Below are 15,706 nucleotides of genomic sequence, written 5' to 3'. Positions count from 1 at the left end.
GTAGGGGGAGTCCATGGGGCGTCGGCTGCGTCGCGTCTCTTTCCCTGCACCGTGTCCGACCGGCAGGGCTTTGTCCATCCCTCGGGGGCGTCGCCGAGATCAGGCGCGGGTGCCCTCGTCGCCCACGAGTGTGCCGATCTTCTCACCCTTGACGGCGCGGGCGATATTGCCGGTCGACAGCAACTCGAAGACCAGGATGGGCAGCTTGTTGTCGCGGCACAGGGTGATGGCGGTCATGTCGGCGACCTTCAGGTCCCGGGTGATGACCTCGCCGTAGCCGAGCGCGTCGTACTTCACCGCGTCCGGGTTGGTCTTGGGGTCGGAGTCATAGACCCCGTCGACGCCGTTCTTGCCCATGAGCAGGGCCTCGGCGTCGATCTCCAGGGCGCGCTGCGCCGCGGTCGTGTCGGTGGAGAAGTACGGCATGCCCATGCCGGCGCCGAAGATGACCACACGGCCCTTCTCCAGGTGCCGCACGGCGCGCAGCGGGATGTACGGCTCCGCGACCTGGCCCATCGTGATGGCGGTCTGGACACGGCACTCGATGCCTTCCTTCTCCAGGAAGTCCTGGAGGGCCAGGCAGTTCATGACCGTGCCGAGCATGCCCATGTAGTCGGAGCGGGCGCGGTCCATGCCGCGCTGCTGCAGCTCGGCGCCGCGGAAGAAGTTGCCGCCGCCGATGACGGCCGCGATCTGGGCGCCGTCGCGTACGACCGCGGCGATCTCCTTGGCGATCGCGTGCACCACATCGGGGTCGACGCCAAGGCCGCCCCCGCCGGCGAATGCCTCACCGGAGAGCTTCAGCAGGAAACGACCGGCGACTTTGTCGTCACCACTGTTTGTGTCGGCCTTGGTGGTCATGGAGTTCTCGCTTCTTTTTGCTCGGCGCACATACGAAGAAGGCCACTGCCGGTGGGGTGTTGTTCGCATCCCATGCTCGGCAATGGCCTCCTCGTCAGATCTGCGGTCGTACGTCGCGTACTACGTGGGGTACGCGGGCGACCGCTGTCGACCCTAGCGGGGTCTACCGTCGATCGCGGTACGGACTCAGATGCCGACCTTGATGCGCGAGAAGCGCTTCAGGGTGACACCGGCCTCGTCCAGGACCTTCTGGACGGACTTCTTGTTGTCGAGCGCGTACGGCTGACCGAGGAGGGTGGCCTCCTTGAAGAAGCCGTTGACGCGACCCTCGACGATCTTGGGCAGCGCGGCCTCGGGCTTGCCCTCGGCGCGGGTGGTCTCCTCGGCGACGCGACGCTCGGACTCGACGACCTCGGCCGGAACGTCCTCACGGGAGAGGTACTTCGGCGCGAAGGCGGCGATGTGCTGCGCGATGCCCTTGGCGAGGTCCGCGTCGGCCTTGTCCAGCTCGACCAGGACGCCGATCTGCGGGGGCAGGTCGGGCATGGTGCGGTGCATGTACGCGGTGACGAAGGCGCCCGAGAACTGCGCGAAGCGGTCCAGGACGATCTTCTCGCCGAGGTTGGCGTTGGCCTCGTCGACGTACGCCTGAACGGTCTTGCCGGACTCGATCTCGGACGCGAGAAGCGCCTCGAGGTCGGCCGGGGACGTCTTGGCGATGTGCGCGGCGAGCGAATTGGCGACGGCCTGGAACTTCTCGCCCTTGGCGACGAAGTCCGTCTCGCACTTCAGCTCGACGATCACGCCGGAGGTGTTGTCGTCGGCGATGAGGGAGACCACAGCGCCGTTCTCGGCGGAGCGGCCCTCGCGCTTGGCGACGCCCTTCTGGCCCTTGATGCGCAGGGCCTCGACGGCCTTGTCGACGCTGCCGTCAGCCTCGTCGAGCGCCTTCTTGCAGTCCATCATGCCGGCGCCCGTGAGCTCGCGGAGCTTCTTGACGTCAGCGGCGGTGTAGTTCGCCATGATCCTGAAATTCTCTTTCGAAGGTCTGAAAGATCTACGGGTGAACGGCGGGGGCCTGATGGGCCCCCGCCGTCAACTACCGAACCTGTGAAGGTCAGGCCTGCTCGGTCTCCGCGGCGGGCGCCTCGGCGGCGGCAACCTCGGCGGGGGCCTCGGCCTGCTCGGCGTCGGCGACCTTCTCCGTCTCGGCGGAGGTCTGGACCTCGGCCTCGGCGTCGTCGGCCTTGGCGTCGTCGGCCTTGGCCTCGTCAGCCTTGGGCTCGTCGGCCTTCTTCTCGCCCTCGAGGAGGTCGCGCTCCCACTCGGCGAGCGGCTCGGCGGCGGCCTTCTCGCCCGGCTTCTGGTCGCCCGTGGCGGCACCGGAACGGGCGATGAGGCCCTCGGCGACGGCGTCGGCGATCACGCGGGTGAGCAGGGTGACGGAGCGGATCGCGTCGTCGTTGCCCGGGATCTTGTAGTCGACCTCGTCGGGGTCACAGTTCGTGTCGAGGATCGCGACGACCGGAATGTTGAGCTTCCGGGCCTCGCCGACAGCGATGTGCTCCTTCTTGGTGTCCACGATCCAGACGGCGCTGGGCACCTTGGACATCTCGCGGATACCGCCGAGGGTCTTCTCCAGCTTGGCCTTCTCGCGGGAGAGGACGAGCAGCTCCTTCTTGGTGAGGCCGGACGCGGCCACATCCTCGAAGTCGATCTGCTCGAGCTCCTTGAGGCGCTGCAGGCGCTTGTAGACGGTCGAGAAGTTGGTGAGCATGCCGCCCAGCCAGCGCTGGTTCACGTAGGGCATGCCGACGCGGGTCGCCTGCTCGGCGATGGCCTCCTGCGCCTGCTTCTTCGTGCCGACGAACATGACCGTGCCGCCGTGGGCGACGGTCTCCTTGACGAACTCGTAGGCGCGGTCGATGTACGACAGCGACTGGAGCAGGTCGATGATGTAGATGCCGTTGCGCTCCGTGAAGATGAAGCGCTTCATCTTCGGGTTCCAACGACGGGTCTGGTGACCGAAGTGGACGCCGCTTTCCAGCAGCTCCCGCATCGTGACGACGGCCATGGCCGTACTCCTAGGTGTTCTCGGTTGTGCCGCGTCCGCCGGACGGCGGTCGCGCCTGACGCCCGCGATTGCGCCGTGCCGCTAAGGACCGAGAGGCGCTGGCACCAGGCTTTTCACGGCTTGGTGTCGGGGCGTGCGAAGTCGACCCGGTGACCCGGATCGCCACAAGAAGTGTACGGGACCCTGGAGGCGGCGGGTGACGCCGATGTCCACAACCGGCTGGCCGTCCACAGATCCGCGCCATGATCCCCGCGGAGGGGCCGGGCGCGGGACGGTTCTGGCATGTCTCACATGCGACGAGAGCTGGGTCTGGCGCTGTTGACCGTGGTGCTGATCACTGCGGTGATGCTGCCTGCGGGTGCTGCCGGAGGGCCGGTGCGGGGGCCGGTGCCGGTGCCGGTGCCGAGGGTGGGCGGCGCGGAGCCAGGGGTGAAGGCGGGCGGCGCGGAGCCGGTGCCGAAGGTGGGCCGTGCGTGGCCCGTCGGGGTGCGGCCTCCTGTCGTACGGGGCTTCGAGCCGCCGGCGACGGGGTACGGCCGGGGCCACCGGGGCGTGGACCTCATGGCGCCGCCGGGCGCAGCGGTCCGGGCGGTGGCTGCGGGCCGGGTCTCCTTCGCGGGCCGGGTGGCCGGCCGGGGGGTGATCTCGGTGGAGCTCGCGGGCACGGGCGATCCACCCCTGCGCACGACGTACGAGCCGGTGCGGGCCACGGTCGAGAAGGGCGACGAGGTGAGGGCGGGCGAGACGCTGGGGGTACTGGAACTCCCCACGGCGCACTGCCCGAGCAGCTGCCTGCACTGGGGTCTGCTGAGGGCGGACGCGTATCTGGACCCGCTGTCGCTGCTGCCGCCGTGGCTCCTGCGGCGGGGGGCCTCCCGCCTGCTGCCGGTGATCGACGTGCCGCTGCCAGGGGCCGACGTACCGCTGCCGGAAGCGGCCGGTCGGGGTCTCAGCCCCGCACACCCCGCAGCGCCATGGTGACGGCCGCCTCGACGATGGCGGAGGGATCCTCAGCGGCTCCGAGCTCGATCCGCCGCACGGCCGCGTCCACGACACCCTGCAGAAGCATCGCCGCGAGCCGGGGCTCGGCATGCCCCAGTTCACGCAACGCCTCGCCGATCATGGCGACGAGCCCACCGTGCGCGGCACGGATCTTCTCCCGCGCCCCCGCGTCCAGCTCGGCCGCGGAGATCGCCACGACGGCCCGGTGCCGCCGGTCCCCCACCAGATCGAGCTGCCGCCGGACGTACGCCTCGACCTTGCCCTCGGCGGAGTCCGCCCCCTCCATCGCCGCCGAGACCTCGGCGGCCCAGACGGGGAAGTCAACCTCGCACAGCTCCTCCACGACCGCGGCCCGCGACCGGAAGTACTCGTACACGGATGAGCGCGCGAGCCCCGTGCGTTCAGCGAGGGCGGGGAAGGTCAACGCCTCCGTACCGCCCTCGGACAGCAGGGACCTGGCAGCGTCCAGGAGGGCGCCGCGCTGCATCGACCGGTGCTCGGCCACAGAGGCCGCTCGAATCCTTGGCACGCCCTCCACTCTACGGACGTGGCCGCCGGGACGGGAGTCGATGCCCCGGGGAGAACCCCGGATCCGTACCGCGCGACGCAGGCCGCGGGCAGGGACGATTCAGCGCGCTCAGCGGCCGAAACTCGCCAGCTTCGCCCGCAGCTGGAGCACCGATTTCGTGTGGATCTGACTCACCCGGCTCTCCGTCACCCCGAGCACGTTGCCGATCTCGGCGAGGGTGAGACCTTCGTAGTAGTACAGCGTGACGACGGTCTTCTCCCGCTCCGGCAGCGTATTGATCGCGCGCGCGAGCAGCCGCCTCAGCTCGCGGTCCTCCGCGACCTCCACGGGGTTGTCGGCCGCGGTGTCCTCGAGCGTGTCCATCAGGCTCAGCCGGTTGCCGCCCTCGCCACCGACGTGCAGCAGCTCCTCCAGAGCCACCACGTTCGCCAGCGACAACTGGCTGAAAACAGCGTGCAGTTCCTCCAGCGCGACCCCCATCTCCTGGGCGACCTCGCTCTCCGACGGCGTACGCCGCAGCTGCGCCTCGAGCGTGGCGTAGGCCCGCTCGACGTTGCGCGCCTTCTGCCGCACGGACCGGGGAATCCAGTCGAGCGCACGGAGTTCGTCGATCATCGCGCCACGGATACGGGTGATCGCGTACGTCTCGAACTTGATGGACCGTTCGATGTCGAACTTCTCGATCGCGTCGATGAGCCCGAACACCCCGGACGAGACGAAGTCCGCCTGCTCGACATTGGGCGGAAGCCCCACGCTGACCCGCCCCGCGACGTACTTCACCAGCGGCGAGTAGTGCAGGATCAACTGCTCGCGCAGCCGCCCGTCCCCCGTCTCCTTGTACGACCGCCACAGCTCGTCCAGCGACGAGGGTGCGGGGGGCCGCTGCCGCTCGCCGCTACGGGCGGCGGGGGGAGCTGCCGCCCGATCGGACCCTGAGGTGTGCTGGGGCATTGGTCGCCTTGAGCCGTTCTGCCGTGAACTGGTGAGGTCGCGCGAGTCGATGGATTCGCCCGCGCCCGCGGGGTGGTGAGGTTGCGTGAAGTGAATGAGGTTGTCCGTCTGCTTGCCTGTGGTTGCCTGTCCGCGTCGGAATCCTTGTGAGCGTAGCGTGACTGGAGTGTCGCAGTGTGCGAACAATAGGGGATCTCGCGTACGCAGATACGTTCCGCTGGGCGCCCCACCGAGTTCCCCTCGTCGCCTTGTGTGACGGCCGCGGAGCACCAACTGCGCGTTGCCCCAAGGCCGTCGGGGGTTCATCCGGACGGCCGAACACGCTCGGTCACCGGCCTCCTTCCTTCGGGACAACCGACACAATCGCCTGGCGTGTCAACTGCCAGCCGTCGCCGTGTCGTTCGACGAACCCCAGAGAGCGCAACTCGTACAGCCGACCGACTGCTTCGTCGGCCGCCGTCCCCGCGCCGAGTGCGATCTCCCGGGCCGACGCGCTCCCCCGGGCGGGCAGCGCCGCCAGGACACGCGCGGCGCCCGGGGCGAGCAGATCGCGCGGTACGACGGGACCGCGCCGCTCCGGCGCAAGCTCACCCATGTCACCGACCAGCTCGACGACTTCCGCCGCGTCGGTCACCAGGACGCCGTCGCCCCTCAGCAGTTCATGCACCCCCGCCGAGAGACCGCTGGTCGCGGGGCCCGGCACCCCCATCGTGAACCGGCCGAGCTCCTGCGCACTGCGGGCGGTGACCAGCGCACCGCTGCGGTACGCCGCCTCCACGACCACGCTGCCCCTGGTGAGAGCGGCGATGACGCGGTTGCGGAGGATGAATCTGCTGGGCGTGGGATGGTCGCCCGGCGGCAACTCGCCGACCACCAGACCCTGTTCCGCGATCCTCTTGATCAACTCGGCGTGGCCTCGCGGATAGGCCCGGTCCACTCCGCAGGCGAGCACCGCGACCGTGGCTCCGCCGGCCCCCAGCGCTCCCCTGTGCGCGGCCCCGTCCACCCCGTAGGCACCGCCCGACACGACCACCCAGCCCCGCTCGGCGAGCCCCGCGCCGAGGCCGGCCGCCATATGTGCCCCGTACTCCGTGCAGGCCCGCGCGCCGACCACGGCCACCGACCGCAGCGCCCATAAGCGCAGGTTGGGCTGTCCCCGCACCCACAACCCCACCGGCCGCGCGTCCCCCAGGTCGTCCAGCTGGACGGGCCACTCCGCCTCCCCCGGGCCCACGAAGCGCACCCCCGCGTCCCGTGCCACCGCCAGGTCCCGCTCGGGCCGCGCCTTCGCTGCCCGCGCCCGCAGCCCTTCCCACCGGGCAGGCGTCACCCCGTCCAGCCGCTCCTCCCCCTCGGTCAGCCGCCGCACCACTTCCACGGCTCCGGTCTCCCGCAGCCACCGCCCGCTCACCTCGTCGCCCGGTTCGAGGATCCGCGTCAGGGCGACCCTCGCAAGACGCTCGCCCTCCGGGCCGGGGCCCGCTCCGGAGCCAGGCCCCGCCCCCGATCCGGGGCCCGCTCCCGAGGCAGAGCCCGAACCCGGGGCCGAGGTCATGTCAGCGCCCCGATCGCCGTGGGCACGCCCCGCGACACCCCCGTACGCAACTGGAGTGCCAGCGCCACGTCCTGAGCGGCAGGCCGGTCGCGGCCTGCGAGGTCCGCCACGGTCCAGGCGACCCGCAGGACGCGGTCGAGCCCCCGGGCGGTCAGGAAGCCACGCTCCAGGTCCAGTTCGGCCGCGTCCAGGGCGCCCCGCTCGGCGGGCCACCGGGTACGCAGGGCGTGTCCCGGCACCTCGCTGTTGGTCCGCCAGCCGGTGCCGGCCAGCCTGGCCGCCGCTCTCTCCCGGGCGCCGCGCACCCGGTCGGCGACCGTCTGCGTGGAGTCCCCCCGCGTGCCGTACCCCGCGAGCTCGGATCGCGTGACGGGCTCCACCTGCACCTTGAGGTCGACCCGGTCGAGCAGCGGGCCCGAAAGCCGCGCCTGGTAGCGGCGGACGACGGACGCCGGGCATTCGCAGCCGTCGCCCAGCAGGGTGTGCCGACCGCAGGGACAGGGGTTGGCCGCGAGCACCATCAGGAACTTCGCGGGCAGCCGCACCACTCCCGCGCTGCGAGCGATCACCACATGGCCCGCTTCGAGGGGCTGGCGCAAGGAGTCCAGGGTCTGGCTGCTGAACTCCGGGGCCTCATCGAGAAAGAGCACCCCGCGATGGGCCAAGGAGACCGCCCCCGGCCGCGCGATGCCCTTGCCGCCGCCCACGAGCGACTGCATCGTCGCGGAGTGGTGCGGCGCGCAGTACGGAGCGGTGTCGACCAGGGGCTTGCCCGGGGGCAGCATGCCCGCCACGGAGTGGACGGCCGTCACCTCCAGGGACTCCTCCCTGGTCAGCCGGGGCAGGATCGCCGGGAGCCGCTCCGCGAGCATGGTCTTTCCCGCGCCCGGTGGACCTTGCAGGAACAGATGGTGTCCGCCCGTCGCCGCCACCTCCACGGCCGTCCGGGCCGACGCCTGTCCCACGACATCGGCGAGGTCCAGGGCGAGGGCGTCGTCCAGACCGCCGCTGAGCCCTGTGCCCACGCCCGTTCCGGGCACGCAGAGCCCCGCGAGCATCGGGTCGGGCCGCCCCGGTTCGTCCGGCTCCTCCTCCGGCACCGGCTCGTCCGTCAGTACGGCGATCAGCTGGCGCAGGCTGCGCACTCCGAGCACCGAGACCCCTGGCACCAGGGCCGCCTCTGCCGCCGTGCATTCGGGGACGACGACCTGCTCATAGCCCGCGTCCGCCGCCGCGAGGACCGCGGGCAGCACGCCCCTGACCGGCCGCACCCGCCCGTCGAGCCCCAGCTCGCCGATCATCACGATGTCGGTGAGCGTCCGCGGATCGATGCGCTCCGCCGCCCCGAGCACCGCACAGGCCACCGCCAGATCGAAGCCGCTGCCGCCTTTGGGCACCGACGCCGGGCTGAGGCCCACCGTGAGCTTCTTCTGGGGCCACTCCCCGCCCGAGTTGACCACCGCGGCCCTGACCCGGTCCTTGCTCTCCGTCAGGCTCTTGTCCGGCAGTCCGACCAGCGTGAACGCCGCGACGCCCGGTTCCAGATCGGCCTGCACCTCGACGACCACGCCCTCGACGCCCACCAGCGCCACGGAACACGTACGCGCGAATCCCATCAGGCCACCCCCCGCGCGTGCTCCACGACAGGGGCACCGCGGCGTGGGACCAGCACTCCGACGAGGTCGATCCGTACACCGCCCGGTGGTGGGCCGCCGCGCTCGTCGATCCATCGCTCGGCGAGGCGCCGCAGCCGCTCGGCCTTGGCTCGGCCGACGGCCGCCATCGGATGCTGGTAGACCGCGGAGCCGACCAGGCCGGCCCTGCGGGTCTTGACCTCACAGACGACCAGCGCTTCGCCGTCCATGGCCACGATGTCGATCTCGCCGGTTCTGCCACCGCGCCAGTTGCGCTCCAGAACCGTCATCCCGGCTTCTCCGAGCCGCCTCGCGGCCAGATCTTCGCCGTACCGCCCGAGTGCTCCCCGTGCGTTCATGTCGGCACCACCTCCGACACCCACACTGGGACTCAGCCCTGAGCGTTGTGGATCTTGGTGGACGACTCACGCGTTGTGGATAACTCGCTCACCCTTCGCGGTGAACTCAGCCTCCCGGCAGTTCGAGATCGCTCTTGTTGAGCTCCTCGATATTCACGTCCTTGAACGTCAGGACGCGTACCTGCTTCACGAACCGTGCGGGCCTATACATGTCCCACACCCAGGCATCCGCCATGGACACCTCGAAGAAAACCTCACCCTGAACCGAGTGCACCTGCATCTCGTAGTCATTCGTGAGGTAAAAGCGCCGTTCGGTCTCGATCACATATTTGAACAGACCGACGACATCGCGGTACTCCCGGTAGAGCTTCAGCTCCATCTCGGTCTCGTACTTCTCGAGGTCCTCGGCGCTCATGGCATGTTCCCCTTCAGCCGTGCGTCCCCCTATTGTGCGTCAGCCCCTGGAGCCTCTACACGATTTCCGTGTCGAGGGTCTCGGGCCGACTCGGGGGACCCTCGTCGAGCAGCCTGCGAAGCAGCTCGGCGAGCCTGGTCGGATACACCGTCTCATGTGCCTCGGTCAGTTCCTGGCACGTCCACCAACGCGCTCCGGCGACACTCCGCTGTTCCAGCTCCGTCAACCCTGTGGCCTGCGTGGACGTCTGTGACGTACGCGCCAGGAAGTACCGCTCGTCCTGGTCCCAGCGCCGTCCGGCGAAGGGGAAGGAGCAGATCCGCTGCCACAGGGCGGGACCGAGCTCGACCTCGGTGATGCCCGTCTCTTCCATGAGTTCACGCAGTGCGGCCTGTTCATGCGTCTCGTCGCCCTCCAGACCGCCGCCCGGCGTGAACCACCAGTCGTCCGCCGTGTCTCCCGGCTCATGTCCGTGCAGCAGCAGGATCCGGTCCCGCGGATCGAGCAGCACCACCCGCGCGACCTTGCGCAATGGCTGCGGCTGCGGCTCAGCCGACACGGGCGGTCGTCCCCGAACTCCCCGAGCGGTCGCGGCCCTGCGGACGCTCACGCCCGCGCCCCAGCCTCTTGGCGACCGGACCATAGGCGGCGCCACCCAGCACGAGGACGGCGCCGGCCACCACCGCCCACACCATGAGCCGCACGGGTCCGGGGTCGGAGATGCCGCCCGGCATCTGCGCGAAGCCATCGGGTCGCTCCAGCGTCCCGAACCTGTCCATCGGCCAGGCCACCGCGTCGACCCGCCCCTCCACCGCGTCGCGCGGCACGGAGCCGTGGTTGGAGTCGCCCAGGTGCACGCTTGAGTCCAGGGAGCCGCTGCGTTCGTCACCGAGCAGGAAGAGGTTGCCCTTGGGCACCGTGGTGGCCGGGATCCCGGTGGCCGCGGCGCCCGCGCCCTCAGGAAGATACGGTTCTGCGACGGGCTTGCCGTTGACCATCAGCTTGCCGTCCGTGCAGCAGGAGATCCGGTCTCCGCCGATGCCGACCACACGCTTGACCATCGGCAGATCGCCCCAGCTGGCCTGCCGGAAGACGACGACGTCACCCCGGCGCACATCGCCGCCGTCTATCCGCTCGGCGAGGACCCGGTCGCCCGCGCCGATCGTCGGCGTCATCGAGCCGGTGGGAACGGTGTACGGCTGGTACAGGACGGCGCCCCAGATGAAGCCCCCCAGGAAGAGCACACAGCCGAGGGCCACGGCCAGTCCCGACAGCACGCTGCCGAGCCGTCCGCGGCCCTCGTCCGTACGTTGTGTCCGGCTCATCCCAGTGCTCCCCCATATCGGAGACGACCCCGCGCGCCTACGAACAGGCGCGCGGAAGATCGGTGATCTGGGACGGCACCCTACCCGGCGGTACCTCCGCCAGAAACCCTCGCGGCCTGCGCGGCTGCCACCGTGAGCCGACGCCTGCGCCAGAGCACGACCGGCACCGCGCCCGCGAGCCCGAGGGCCGCCGGTGTCACGTTCATCGCGGCGTTGATGCCCTGCTGGTCGAAGGTGTCCGGCTTGGGCAGCGTCGCCCAGCGGGTGGGCGGCCAGGCGATCACGATGGCGCGGCCCACGACGTTGTCCACGGGGACGGCGCCGCCGCCGGGCTGGTTCTGGTGGTAGCGGGAGTCGAGGGAGTTCTGCCGGTGGTCGCCCATGACCCAGATCTTGCCCGCGGGGACGGTGACCTTGAACTGGCCGCCCTGGTCGTCGACGCTGCACGGGGTGTTGCCCTGGAAGACGTACGGCTCGTTCAGCGCCTTGCCGTTGACCTTCACCGGTCCGGTGCCCTTGCACTCGACCGTGTCGCCACCGACCGCGATGACCCGCTTGATCAGGTCCTTCTCGTCGGCGGACGGCATCAGGCCGACCCAGCCCAGGACCCGCTGAATCGCGTTCGGGTCGGGCGTCGGCTCACCGTCGAGCCAGTGGCCGGGGTCCCTGAAGACGACGACCTCGCCGCGCTCCGGCTCCGAGCCGAACCACGGGGTCAGCTTGTCGACCAGGACGCGGTCGCCCTGCTGGAGCGTGTTCTGCATCGAGTCGGAGGGGATCGAGAACGCCTGCACCAGGAAGGTCTTGATCACCAGCGCCAGGATCAGCGCGATGCCGACGAGGAGCGGCAGCTCCTTCCAGAAGGAGCGGGGCTTCTTCGCCCCCCTGGGCGGCTTCCCGTCCGTCTCGTCGGGTGCGGGACTGGAGCCCGCGGAGTCACTCCCGGGGTTCACGCCGTCCGCTGCGGACGCGCCCTCCGGCTCGTCTGATCGCCCTGGCTGCTCCTCGGGCCCACCGTGTCCGGACCGTGCGCCGACCGCCACATCCCCCACATCCACTCCTCAGTCCGTGCCGCTGCCCGCTCCTGATGCGATGCAGGCCCACCACTCCCATAACGAGCGGGAGTTCCGCAGGGGTCGGGAGTCCGGTCAATCCGTATCGATCGCCGGGGGCCACCCTATGCGACGGCCCGATGGCGGTGGCCGACCCACTACGCGCGTCGGGCACGGACGCGTACGTATCGGGCTCCTCCAGCTTGCGCCAGTGGCCGAAGGGCCAGGCGATGACGAGCGCGCGCCCCACGACGCTGTCCTCGCTGACGGTGCCGCTGAACTTCTCGGTGCGGTGGAAACGGGAGTCGGCCGAGTCGGAGCGGTGGTCGCCCATGACGAAGATGCGCCCTTCGGGGACCTTCACCTCGAACTGGAACGACGAGGGCTCGTCACCGGGGTTGATGTACGGCTCGGTGAGCGGGACTCCGTTGACCATGAGCTTCTTGTTCTTGTCGCAGCACTTCACGGTGTCGCCGCCGACGCCCACCACGCGTTTGATCAGGTCCCGTTCGTCGTCGGACGGCAGCAGCCCGATGAAGGACAGGCCTTCCTTGACCTGCTTGACGCCTACGGGGTCGTCCTTCTTCTTGGTCTGCTCGTCCTCGAGCCAGTTGCCTGGGTCCTTGAAGACGACGACGTCGCCGCGCTCGGGCTTGGCACCGAACCACGGGGTGAGCTTGTCGACGAGGACGCGGTCGCCGATCTTGATCGTCTGCTCCATCGAGCCCGACGGGATCACGAAGGCCTGCACCAGGAAGGTCTTCAGGACCAGGGCTATGAGGAGCGCGACGCCTATGAGGAGAGGTATCTCCTTGATCGCCGAGCGCCGCCTGCGCCGCTTGACCTTCCGCGCGAGCTTGCGCCGCTCGGCCCTTCCGGGCAGTACGGGACCGGTGGTGGGCCGGGAGCCGGTGGGCAGCCTGGTGTCGGACCGGTGGCTGGCGGCTCGCGCCCGCCCGCGGTTACCCATGCGCGCCGCCTGGTGCCGGCACGCGCGCGTAGCTGTCGGGGCGCTCCAGGGACGTCCAGTGCCCGATCGGCCAGGCGATCCAGTCGGCCCTGCCGATCACGGAGTCGACGGGGATCATGCCGCCGCCGGGCTGGCCCAAGTGGTCGCGGGAGTCACGGGAGTCGCTGCGGTGGTCACCGAGGAGGAACAGGCTGCCTTCGGGTACGACGGCGACGAAGCGCGCCTTCGAGGGGGCGTCGCCCGGGTACAGGTAGGGCTCGTCGACCGGCTCGCCGTTCACCTTGATCCTCCCCCGTTCGTCGCAGCAGACCACCCGGTCTCCTCCCACCCCTGCGACCCGCTTGATGTAGTCGGCGTCCCCGAAGTAGCCGCTGCCGTCGAAGACGACCGCGTCACCTCGCTGCGGCTCGGAACCGAAACGGTACGCCAACTTGTTGACGAGTACCCGGTCTCCGACCCGGAACGCGGGCTCCATGGAGCCGCTGGGAATCTGGAAGGGCTGCATCACGAAGGTGCTGACGAGCAGCAGGAACACCATGCAGATCAGCAATGTCAGGGTGGCTCTGCCGCCGGGCACCCAGGAGACGAACGACATAAAAGCGGAGCGCGACCGGTCCTCCGCCCCCGCGGACTCTCCGTCGCGCTCGGCGCTCGGGGAATCGGTGGGTGGGGAGGAGCGGTCGCGCTCCGTGTGCTGTGCTTCGGTGTCCATCGGGGCCAGATGCTATCCGGCCCCGCTGTGGACCCGTGCGCTAGCTCAGTTGTCGCGCTTCTCCTTGATCTTCGCGGCCTTGCCGCGCAGCTCACGGAGGTAGTACAGCTTCGCGCGACGGACGGCGCCGCGGCTGACGAGCTCGATCTTCTCGACGATCGGGGTGTGCACCGGGAAGGTGCGCTCCACGCCGACGGAGAAAGAGACCTTGCGGACCGAGAAGGTCTCGCGCACGCCGGCACCCTGGCGGCGGATGACTACGCCCTTGAACTGCTGCACACGCGAGCGGTTGCCCTCGATGACGCGCACGTGGACGTTGACGGTGTCACCCGGGCGGAAGGCCGGGATGTCGGTGCGCAGCGAAGCGCTGTCGACGGAGTCGAGCAGGTTAGCCATGATCGTCTGCTTTCTTCACTGATGCCACAGGTCATCAGCGGTAAGTTCGTGATGAGGATTCGATAGCTGTTCGCGTCGGGCGGGCGTCTTTCCCCCTGTGGCAGGGGCGCACGCTGGACGTACAGCAGCGACCTATTGTTCCACGGCCTCGGGGTCTCGCCCAAATCGGCCGTCGGGGCCCGGCCGCCACCCCAGGATCGAGAGCATCTCGCGGTCCTTCTTGTCGAAGGCCGCGGGGTCGCAACGCTCGATCAGATCGGGCCTGTTGCGGACCGTGCGCCGCAGCGCCTCGTCCCTGCGCCAGCGCGCGATCTTGCCGTGGTGGCCGCTGATCAGCACATCGGGGATGCCGTGACCGCGCCACTGCGGCGGCTTGGTGTAGACGGGGCCTTCGAGGAGGTTCGCCATGGCGCCGGGGGCGAAGGAGTCGTCGCGGTGGGACTCGGCGTTGCCGAGGACTCCGGGCAGGAGCCGGGCCACGGCCTCGGTGACGACCAGGACGGCCGCCTCGCCACCCGCCAGGACGTAGTCGCCGATCGACACTTCGTAGACGGGCATCCGGGTCGCGTACTCGTCCACGACGCGGCGGTCGATGCCTTCGTAGCGTGCGGGCGTGAAGACCAGCCAGGGGCGCTCGGAGAGCTCGACGGCGAGCTCCTGGCTGAAGGGGCGCCCGCTGGGCGTGGGGACGACCAGGACGGGCCCGTGGGCCCCTGCCTCGTACCCCTCGGCCAGGACGTCGTCGAGGGCCGCGCCCCAGGGATCGGTCTTCATGACCATGCCGGGGCCGCCGCCGTAAGGGGTGTCGTCGACCGTGTTGTGCCGGTCGTACGTCCACTCCCTGAGGTCGTGCACGTTCACGTCGAGCTGCCCACGCGCGCGTGCCTTGCCGACGAGGGAGACGTTCAGGGGTTCCAGGTACTCGGGGAAGATCGTGACGACGTCGAGCCGCATCAGGCGTCGTCTCCCGAAGGAGCCTCGTCGTCCCGGGCGGACGCGACCTCCGCGCGGCCGTCGATCAGGCCGGGCGGCGGGTCGATGATCGCCCGCTGCTCCTCCAGGTCGATCTCGGTGACGATCGCCTCCACGAAGGGGATCATCACCTCGCTGCCGTCGGGCCGCTCCACGATGAACAGGTCCTGCGAGGGCAGGTGCGAGATCTCGGTGATCCGGCCGACCTCGACCCCGTCCTTGGTGACGATGTCGAGGTCCATCAGCTGATGGTCGTAGTACTCGTCCTCGTCCTCCGGAAGCTCTTCCGGGTCGATCTCCGCGATCAGCAGCGTGTTGCGCAGCGCTTCGGCGCCCGTACGGTCGCGTACGCCCTCGAAGCGCAGCAACAGGCGGCCGCTGTGCACCCGGCCGGTCTCGATGGTCAGCGGCCCCGTGGAGGCGGGGTCGGTGGCGAGGACGGCGCCGGGCCCGAGCCGCAGCTCCGGCTCGTCGGTGCGCACCTCGACGGTGACCTCACCCTTGATGCCATGGGCGCGGCCGATCCGCGCGACTACCAGCTGCACTGCGTTTCTCTCCTGTCATGTGCCTACGGAAGGGGCCCGCAGGCGCCTACAGACGACTACGGGCCGGGGAAGGCCCAGAAGCCCTCCCCGGCCCGTGCCGGTGCTACCTGTGGTTCAGTGAACCTGGTCCACGTCGACGAGGTCGACGCGGACACCACGGCCGCCGATGGCGCCCACGACGGTCCGCAGAGCGCGCGCGGTACGGCCGTTGCGGCCGATCACCTTGCCGAGGTCATCCGGGTGGACCCGGACCTCGAGCACACGCCCCCGGCGCAGGTTGCGCGAGGCGACCTGCACGTCGTCGGGGTTGTCGACAATGCCCTTCACGAGGTGCTCGAGAGCCTCCTCGAGCAT

Annotated in this window: 19 protein-coding genes; 1 reads left to right on the top strand and 18 read right to left on the bottom strand. The window is 70.0% G+C overall.

Annotated elements, in window-relative coordinates; all coding sequences use genetic code 11:
- Positions 1-99 precede the first annotated feature (99 nt).
- The 3 genes from pyrH to rpsB form a co-directional block, all read right to left on the bottom strand.
- Positions 100-861 (bottom strand): UMP kinase, encoded by a 762-nt coding sequence (pyrH, locus tag ACFUPX_RS06565; RefSeq protein WP_249587479.1) that lies wholly within the window; start codon positions 859-861, stop codon positions 100-102.
- A gap of 186 nt (positions 862-1,047) precedes the next feature.
- Positions 1,048-1,884 carry a translation elongation factor Ts gene (tsf, locus tag ACFUPX_RS06560; RefSeq protein ID WP_383270741.1) on the bottom strand — a complete coding sequence of 279 codons (837 nt, stop codon included), beginning with the start codon at positions 1,882-1,884 and terminating at the stop codon, positions 1,048-1,050.
- A 94-nt stretch (positions 1,885-1,978) separates the two neighbouring features.
- Entirely contained in the window at positions 1,979-2,935 is a 957-nt protein-coding gene (gene rpsB / locus ACFUPX_RS06555; RefSeq protein ID WP_383316943.1) for a 30S ribosomal protein S2, read from the bottom strand.
- Positions 2,936-3,217: 282 nt separating this feature from the next.
- On the opposite strand from rpsB, the gene ACFUPX_RS06550 reads away from it, so the two are divergent.
- On the top strand, positions 3,218-3,916 hold the full coding sequence (locus ACFUPX_RS06550; protein WP_383316940.1) for a peptidoglycan DD-metalloendopeptidase family protein: 699 nt from the start codon (positions 3,218-3,220) through the stop codon (positions 3,914-3,916).
- Here ACFUPX_RS06550 and ACFUPX_RS06545 read toward each other — a convergent pair.
- The 15 genes from ACFUPX_RS06545 to ACFUPX_RS06475 all read right to left on the bottom strand — a co-directional run bounded on the left by ACFUPX_RS06545 (position 3,885) and on the right by ACFUPX_RS06475 (position 15,706).
- Positions 3,885-4,442 (bottom strand): TetR/AcrR family transcriptional regulator, encoded by a 558-nt coding sequence (locus tag ACFUPX_RS06545; protein ID WP_383317035.1) that lies wholly within the window; start codon positions 4,440-4,442, stop codon positions 3,885-3,887. The genes ACFUPX_RS06550 and ACFUPX_RS06545 overlap by 32 nt on opposite strands.
- Before the next feature lie 132 nt (positions 4,443-4,574).
- Positions 4,575-5,417 carry an RNA polymerase sigma factor WhiG gene (gene whiG, locus ACFUPX_RS06540; RefSeq protein WP_383316937.1) on the bottom strand — a complete coding sequence of 281 codons (843 nt, stop codon included), beginning with the start codon at positions 5,415-5,417 and terminating at the stop codon, positions 4,575-4,577.
- Positions 5,418-5,745: 328 nt separating this feature from the next.
- Positions 5,746-6,972, bottom strand: a complete 1,227-nt coding sequence (gene dprA, locus ACFUPX_RS06535) for a DNA-processing protein DprA (protein ID WP_383316932.1) — start codon at positions 6,970-6,972, stop codon at positions 5,746-5,748.
- Positions 6,969-8,588 carry a YifB family Mg chelatase-like AAA ATPase gene (locus tag ACFUPX_RS06530; RefSeq protein ID WP_383316929.1) on the bottom strand — a complete coding sequence of 540 codons (1,620 nt, stop codon included), beginning with the start codon at positions 8,586-8,588 and terminating at the stop codon, positions 6,969-6,971. Before ACFUPX_RS06530 ends, dprA begins: the two co-directional genes overlap by 4 nt.
- The gene (locus tag ACFUPX_RS06525) at positions 8,588-8,965 is read right to left on the bottom strand and encodes a YraN family protein (protein ID WP_383316926.1); all 378 of its coding nucleotides are present in this window, start codon (positions 8,963-8,965) and stop codon (positions 8,588-8,590) included. The genes ACFUPX_RS06530 and ACFUPX_RS06525 overlap by 1 nt, the downstream gene beginning before the upstream one ends.
- A gap of 106 nt (positions 8,966-9,071) precedes the next feature.
- Entirely contained in the window at positions 9,072-9,380 is a 309-nt protein-coding gene (locus ACFUPX_RS06520; protein WP_003965949.1) for a DUF2469 domain-containing protein, read from the bottom strand.
- 55 nt (positions 9,381-9,435) lie between these two features.
- Positions 9,436-10,023 carry an NUDIX hydrolase gene (locus ACFUPX_RS06515; RefSeq protein ID WP_383316923.1) on the bottom strand — a complete coding sequence of 196 codons (588 nt, stop codon included), beginning with the start codon at positions 10,021-10,023 and terminating at the stop codon, positions 9,436-9,438.
- Positions 9,929-10,705: a signal peptidase I gene (gene lepB, locus ACFUPX_RS06510; RefSeq protein ID WP_383316920.1), complete on the bottom strand. Its 777-nt coding sequence runs from the start codon at positions 10,703-10,705 to the stop codon at positions 9,929-9,931. The genes ACFUPX_RS06515 and lepB (ACFUPX_RS06510) overlap by 95 nt, the downstream gene beginning before the upstream one ends.
- 80 nt (positions 10,706-10,785) lie before the next feature.
- Entirely contained in the window at positions 10,786-11,757 is a 972-nt protein-coding gene (gene lepB / locus ACFUPX_RS06505; protein ID WP_383316917.1) for a signal peptidase I, read from the bottom strand.
- Complete coding sequence (gene lepB / locus ACFUPX_RS06500) at positions 11,642-12,727, bottom strand: signal peptidase I (protein WP_383316914.1); 1,086 nt, start codon at positions 12,725-12,727, stop codon at positions 11,642-11,644. Before lepB (ACFUPX_RS06500) ends, lepB (ACFUPX_RS06505) begins: the two co-directional genes overlap by 116 nt.
- Positions 12,720-13,439 carry a signal peptidase I gene (gene lepB, locus ACFUPX_RS06495; protein WP_383316911.1) on the bottom strand — a complete coding sequence of 240 codons (720 nt, stop codon included), beginning with the start codon at positions 13,437-13,439 and terminating at the stop codon, positions 12,720-12,722. Before lepB (ACFUPX_RS06495) ends, lepB (ACFUPX_RS06500) begins: the two co-directional genes overlap by 8 nt.
- 45 nt (positions 13,440-13,484) lie before the next feature.
- Complete coding sequence (rplS, locus tag ACFUPX_RS06490) at positions 13,485-13,835, bottom strand: 50S ribosomal protein L19 (RefSeq protein WP_351165399.1); 351 nt, start codon at positions 13,833-13,835, stop codon at positions 13,485-13,487.
- 132 nt (positions 13,836-13,967) lie between these two features.
- Entirely contained in the window at positions 13,968-14,789 is an 822-nt protein-coding gene (trmD, locus tag ACFUPX_RS06485; protein ID WP_383316908.1) for a tRNA (guanosine(37)-N1)-methyltransferase TrmD, read from the bottom strand.
- Positions 14,789-15,352 carry a ribosome maturation factor RimM gene (rimM, locus tag ACFUPX_RS06480; protein ID WP_383316905.1) on the bottom strand — a complete coding sequence of 188 codons (564 nt, stop codon included), beginning with the start codon at positions 15,350-15,352 and terminating at the stop codon, positions 14,789-14,791. The genes trmD and rimM overlap by 1 nt, the downstream gene beginning before the upstream one ends.
- A 114-nt stretch (positions 15,353-15,466) precedes the next feature.
- On the bottom strand, positions 15,467-15,706 hold the full coding sequence (locus ACFUPX_RS06475) for an RNA-binding protein (RefSeq protein ID WP_030361979.1): 240 nt from the start codon (positions 15,704-15,706) through the stop codon (positions 15,467-15,469).

The sequence above is a fragment of the Streptomyces sp. NPDC057302 genome, assembly GCF_042667685.1.
Lineage (GTDB): Bacteria > Actinomycetota > Actinomycetes > Streptomycetales > Streptomycetaceae > Streptomyces.
The sequence above is the reverse complement of the archived record's forward strand: the minus strand, read 5'-3'. Positions and strand labels throughout refer to the sequence as shown.